Origin of the sequence: Thalassospira xianhensis MCCC 1A02616, assembly GCF_003326475.1 — a bacterium.
Lineage (GTDB): Bacteria > Pseudomonadota > Alphaproteobacteria > Rhodospirillales > Thalassospiraceae > Thalassospira > Thalassospira xianhensis.
Window position 1 is genome coordinate 1 of the sequence record NZ_JPWA01000075.1, and the last position, 4,377, is coordinate 4,377.

Here is a 4,377-nt window from a genome sequence, read left to right on the forward strand (position 1 = left end):
CCGTCCTGCCGGAACTAGCCGCACGCGTCGCCGACCTTGCCGCGCCCGGAAAACTGGCCTTCGTGCCGCTCTGCGAGCCGGTCCGCAAACGCCCGATTGGCATCATCACGCGGCAAAGCAGAAGCCTGTCACCGATTGCGCGGATCTTCCTTGCGATGGTGATCGAGCAGGCTCCGAAAATGGATTTGCCAGCGGCGATTGAGTGGGGGTGAGGTTGAAAAAGTTCACACGTGGGCTGAACATTTTCTGTCTGGTTATGGTTAACTCGAGAAATTAGAGAGTAACTGTGTGTTTGAATGGTCAAAAACTATATTAGATTACTTTTTTTGGGGACTTCGATCTGCGAAATAGGTGCAATTACCAAACTATCTTGCCCGAGGAATGCTCCGTCTCCTAATGTTTCGGGTTTTATTGGGGTAAGCTCTGATTTATTTAAATATTTCCCCCAAATATTGCTTTCTAAGCCAGCAAACATGATTGCGTCCTTGGGGAATACACGGTGAAACATTTTACGCCGAATAAATAAACCTAATCTCAAAGAGCCTGATGGGCTGATGGGGCCCCAAGGAGATAAAATTTGCCCCAAAAAGGTACGATTTTTAGGGTCTCCAGAAATTTGAAATTCGTGATAACGAGATACAGAAGTTTTTTCACCCTGCTCAGTCAAAAGACCAAGCCCTTTAGCAATTTGTTTTACATGTGTTCTTGCTACCGCCTGAACGAGTTCTTCTGTTTCGTCGTCTGACGGATCTTCTCCATCCGTCCAAGGGTCTAGGGCGTAAAGGAATGGAGGACGGGAAGGATCCTTTGCCGTTCCCCATCTCGACATGATTGCCCAGCCTTTTACCGTGATCGGGCGCCAACGCTGTCGGCGGCCTGTAGTGTTGAGTTTCTGAACGGCAACACCTTGAATTTGGCCTACTGCTGTTTGTATCGGTTTGGGTAAACTACGCTTAGGCACATTTCCTTTTTGATGAGAACCTTTAGCTTCACCGATCGCAAGTTCACCTGGGCGGGCGCATATCCAATCAGGCATTTCGGTCTTAGCCGTTGGGTCACGTTTGATGCGCCAATTTCTAGCGATGTGAAAATTATCGCCATCAATTGCGCTGAACCAAGTGAAATTATGGTGTTGAGACAGATAGGCGCGGGCGAAGAAGCGGCCAAAGATGCCGGAGAACGAGCGGCGCATTTCCGTTCCCCTTCCCGGCCCGGACTCTTTCCATATTAAATCTGATCCGGGTTCCAGTAGTTCTTCAATAAAATTAAAAAGAAAGCCCGAATGAGGAGCTGTTTGAATTATTTCGCGGTAAGCGCTTTGGGCAACAAGTGCAATATCTAACGGGACCTCCGCCGGAGGTAAATTGGCAGAAATAAGCAGATGTGAAGGACAAGCACTTGGGGGACTAATTATGTATTTCTGTTTTCTCGTGCTCATCCTGCCCCTCTTTCGGAAAAAGTGGAAAATTTATCTTCTCACAAACTCGAATAGATTGCTTTGCAACTCTGCCGTTTTTTCTATGTCCGGCTGGTTTCGGTCGCTCATGAAATCATCTGAGACGCTTTGCGTATCAAAGAAGCTGTCCCATAGCTGATCGGTTGGCGTGAGGTCACGCGAGGTGCCGGTCGCCTCAGTCTTGCTGTGCAGAGAAACGGATTTTGGGTTCATTGGGGATGCCTCTACCTTTTTCGATCATTGGTTTATATTTTGGTGATAGGCGGCACGGGTCAAGTGCATATGCACGAAAGCGGAGCCTGTGGCGCGATGGACCCCCGCGTTCGCGAGGGTGACGGCGGGGCGGTGGTGTTTTCTGCCTTTTAACCCTTCCAAACTGGCAATTCTTCGCATGTGCAACATATCATGAGGGTGGGCGTGGCCCGCGAGTGATGTGCGCAGGAGTTGGCATGAGCGAGAGTGCGAAGAAACCGACGACGAAGAGCAAGACCAACGGTAACGGGAACGGCAAGGCCAAGAAGCCGCGCAAGCATATCAGTCTGGCGTTGCAGGGTGGCGGGTCGCACGGGGCGTTTACGTGGGGCGTGCTTGACCGGCTGCTGGAGGATGAGGAAATCACGGTTGAGGCGATTTCCGGGACTTCGGCGGGTGCGATGAATGCTGCGGTGGTGACGTCGGGCTTTGCCAAGGGTGGTTATGAGGGTGCCAGGATGGACCTTGAGACTTTCTGGCGCGCGGTATCGGAGGCCGCCCGGTTCAGCCCGCTTCAGCGCAGCCCGATTGACATCCTGTTTGGCAACTGGTCGCTTGAAAACTCGCTGGCTTATATGTGGCTTGATATGAGTGCGCGGGTGTTTTCGCCCTATGACCTGAACCCGGCGGGGGATAATCCGCTGGCCGCGATTTTAAACGAGGTTGTCGATTTCAGGGCACTTAATGAAAGCCCGGCCAAGCTTTTTGTCACCGCGACCAATGTTGAAACCGGGCAGGGGCGGGTGTTTCGCAACCCCGATATCACGGTCGATGTGCTGCTGGCGTCGGCCTGCCTGCCGACGATTTACAAGGCGATTGAAATTGATGGGGTGCCGTATTGGGACGGCGGATATTCCGGCAATCCGAGCCTGGGGCCGCTGGTGCGCGAATGCGGATCGGATGATACGGTTCTGGTCCAGATCAACCCGGTCAAACGGCCCGGTGTGCCGAAAACATCGCGCGAGATTGCCAATCGCCTGAACGAGGTATCGTTCAACAGCAGCCTGATGAAAGAGCTTCGGATGATTTCGATCCTTCGAAAGGACATGCCCGACCATGCGTGTGAGGCCAGCAAATGGGGGGCGATGCGGATGCATTGCATCGCAAGCGATGTGATGCTGGAGCTTGATCAATCCTCCAAACTCAATGCCGAATGGGATTTCATGACCATGCTGCGCGACAAGGGGCGCGAGGCGGCAGCGAAGTTTTTGCGCAAGCATCGGCGTGATATTGGCGAGCGGCCGACCTTGGACCTTGATCTGTTTGCGCCGGATTGACGGGTGATTTGGCGGGTTTTGAGTGGGCCTCTCGCGCTGCTCGCCAAGCTGTGATCGGGGCTTGATTTCCGGTTTCGGGCAAAGGCGGGTACACCGGATGGAAAGATCAATCCGGAGATAAGCAGATGTTGAAATCGGTTGTTATGGGTGGCGGGATTGCGATGGCGATGCTGGTGGGGTTTGCCGCCCCGTCGCAGGCCGCCCCGCAGGTTATCGAAATCACGCAGGTGCCCTGCCAGTTTCTGGAGCCCGAGGGCACCAACCATCATTACACCAGCACCAAGAAAGCCGATTGCGTTGCGATCAACAAGGAAAGCGGTGATCAGCGGGTGGAAAAGGCCGGCGAAATGACGTTGCCGCCCGGGGATTACATTTTCCGGGTCGCCAATGAGGGCGTGCCCTATGAGGTTGGTTTCTGGCTGCGTGACAAGGATTACGACTGGACCGACAAGATCCTGAGCAAGAAGATTTCGGTGTCGGGCGGTGGCCTTTTGCAGGGCAAGACCAAGGATTATGCGGTGACACTTGAGCCCGGGGAGTATCTTTATAGCTGCCCGCTTAATACCACGCCGAATTACAGGCTTGTCGTGAAGTAAGCTTTTTTGCCTCCTCCCTGAAGGCTTGATTGGCAGGTTTCCCGTCTCCCCCCTGATCGCATGATCTGTGACGATCCATGGTGATCTGCCGACCTGACCCGCATGTGCCCCCACACATGCGGGTTTCTTTTGGGCGGGTTTCTTTTTTGCGGGTTTCTTTTTTGCGGGTTTTCTTTGTTTGCGCGAGATAAGGCGCAGGCGTAGTCTGAGCCCCGCCATCATCAACAACGCCCCGGATCGAGATGCCCCAAAGCGAGCTTGAAAAAATGAAGGCAGGGCAGTGGTATAGCTGCCTTGACCCGGAACTGGATGCCATGCGGGCACGCGCCCATGAGGCGGTGCATGAACACAGCATCCTGCCGCCCGCGGAACGCGGCAATATCGCGCCAAAGCTGCGTGCGCTGTTTGCGCAATGTGCCGAAGACGTTCGGATCGAAACGCGGTTTCATTGCGCCTACGGGGTCAATATCCGGCTTGGGCGGGATGTGTTCATCAATGTCGGCTGCACGATCCTTGATACCGCGCCCGTGACCCTTGGTGATCATTCAATGCTGGGCCCGAATGTGCAGATATATTGCGCGCAGCATCACAAGGACCCGGAGCTTCGCCAGCAGCATCTTGAAATCGCCCTGCCGGTGACGATTGGCAGGAATGTCTGGATCGGGGGTGGTGCGATCATCCTGGCCGGGGTCAGCATCGGCGATAATGCGATTGTCGGCGCGGGGGCGGTGGTGACGAAAAATGTCGCGCCGGGCACGACGGTGGTCGGCAACCCGGCACGCGTGATGGGCGGATA

5 protein-coding genes and 1 pseudogene are annotated in these 4,377 nt (G+C 54.4%); 4 read left to right on the top strand and 2 right to left on the bottom strand.

The window, feature by feature from the left end; genetic code table 11:
* A pseudogene (locus TH5_RS24935) lies at positions 1–212 on the top strand (LysR family transcriptional regulator); the annotation flags it as partial.
* A 95-nt stretch (positions 213–307) separates the two neighbouring features.
* Here TH5_RS24935 and TH5_RS24940 read toward each other — a convergent pair.
* Positions 308–1,438 carry a hypothetical protein gene (locus tag TH5_RS24940; protein WP_114124120.1) on the bottom strand — a complete coding sequence of 377 codons (1,131 nt, stop codon included), beginning with the start codon at positions 1,436–1,438 and terminating at the stop codon, positions 308–310.
* 30 nt (positions 1,439–1,468) lie between these two features.
* On the bottom strand, positions 1,469–1,669 hold the full coding sequence (locus TH5_RS24945; protein ID WP_114124121.1) for an AbrB/MazE/SpoVT family DNA-binding domain-containing protein: 201 nt from the start codon (positions 1,667–1,669) through the stop codon (positions 1,469–1,471).
* A gap of 236 nt (positions 1,670–1,905) precedes the next feature.
* On the opposite strand from TH5_RS24945, the gene TH5_RS24950 reads away from it, so the two are divergent.
* The 3 genes from TH5_RS24950 to TH5_RS24960 form a co-directional block, all read left to right on the top strand.
* Entirely contained in the window at positions 1,906–2,985 is a 1,080-nt protein-coding gene (locus tag TH5_RS24950; RefSeq protein WP_114124122.1) for a patatin-like phospholipase family protein, read from the top strand.
* 125 nt (positions 2,986–3,110) lie between these two features.
* Positions 3,111–3,581, top strand: a complete 471-nt coding sequence (locus tag TH5_RS24955) for a hypothetical protein (protein WP_114124123.1) — start codon at positions 3,111–3,113, stop codon at positions 3,579–3,581.
* A gap of 242 nt (positions 3,582–3,823) precedes the next feature.
* Positions 3,824–4,377, top strand: a 554-nt coding sequence (locus TH5_RS24960) for a sugar O-acetyltransferase (protein ID WP_147250191.1), incomplete at its 3' end; no start/stop codon positions are given.

Coding starts and splice junctions, on each gene's coding strand:
- TH5_RS24940 (WP_114124120.1), bottom strand. CDS start 1,438: ATGAGCACGAGAAAACAGAAATACATAATTAGTCCCCCAAGTGCTTGT.
- TH5_RS24945 (WP_114124121.1), bottom strand. CDS start 1,669: ATGAACCCAAAATCCGTTTCTCTGCACAGCAAGACTGAGGCGACCGGC.
- TH5_RS24950 (WP_114124122.1), top strand. CDS start 1,906: ATGAGCGAGAGTGCGAAGAAACCGACGACGAAGAGCAAGACCAACGGT.
- TH5_RS24955 (WP_114124123.1), top strand. CDS start 3,111: ATGTTGAAATCGGTTGTTATGGGTGGCGGGATTGCGATGGCGATGCTG.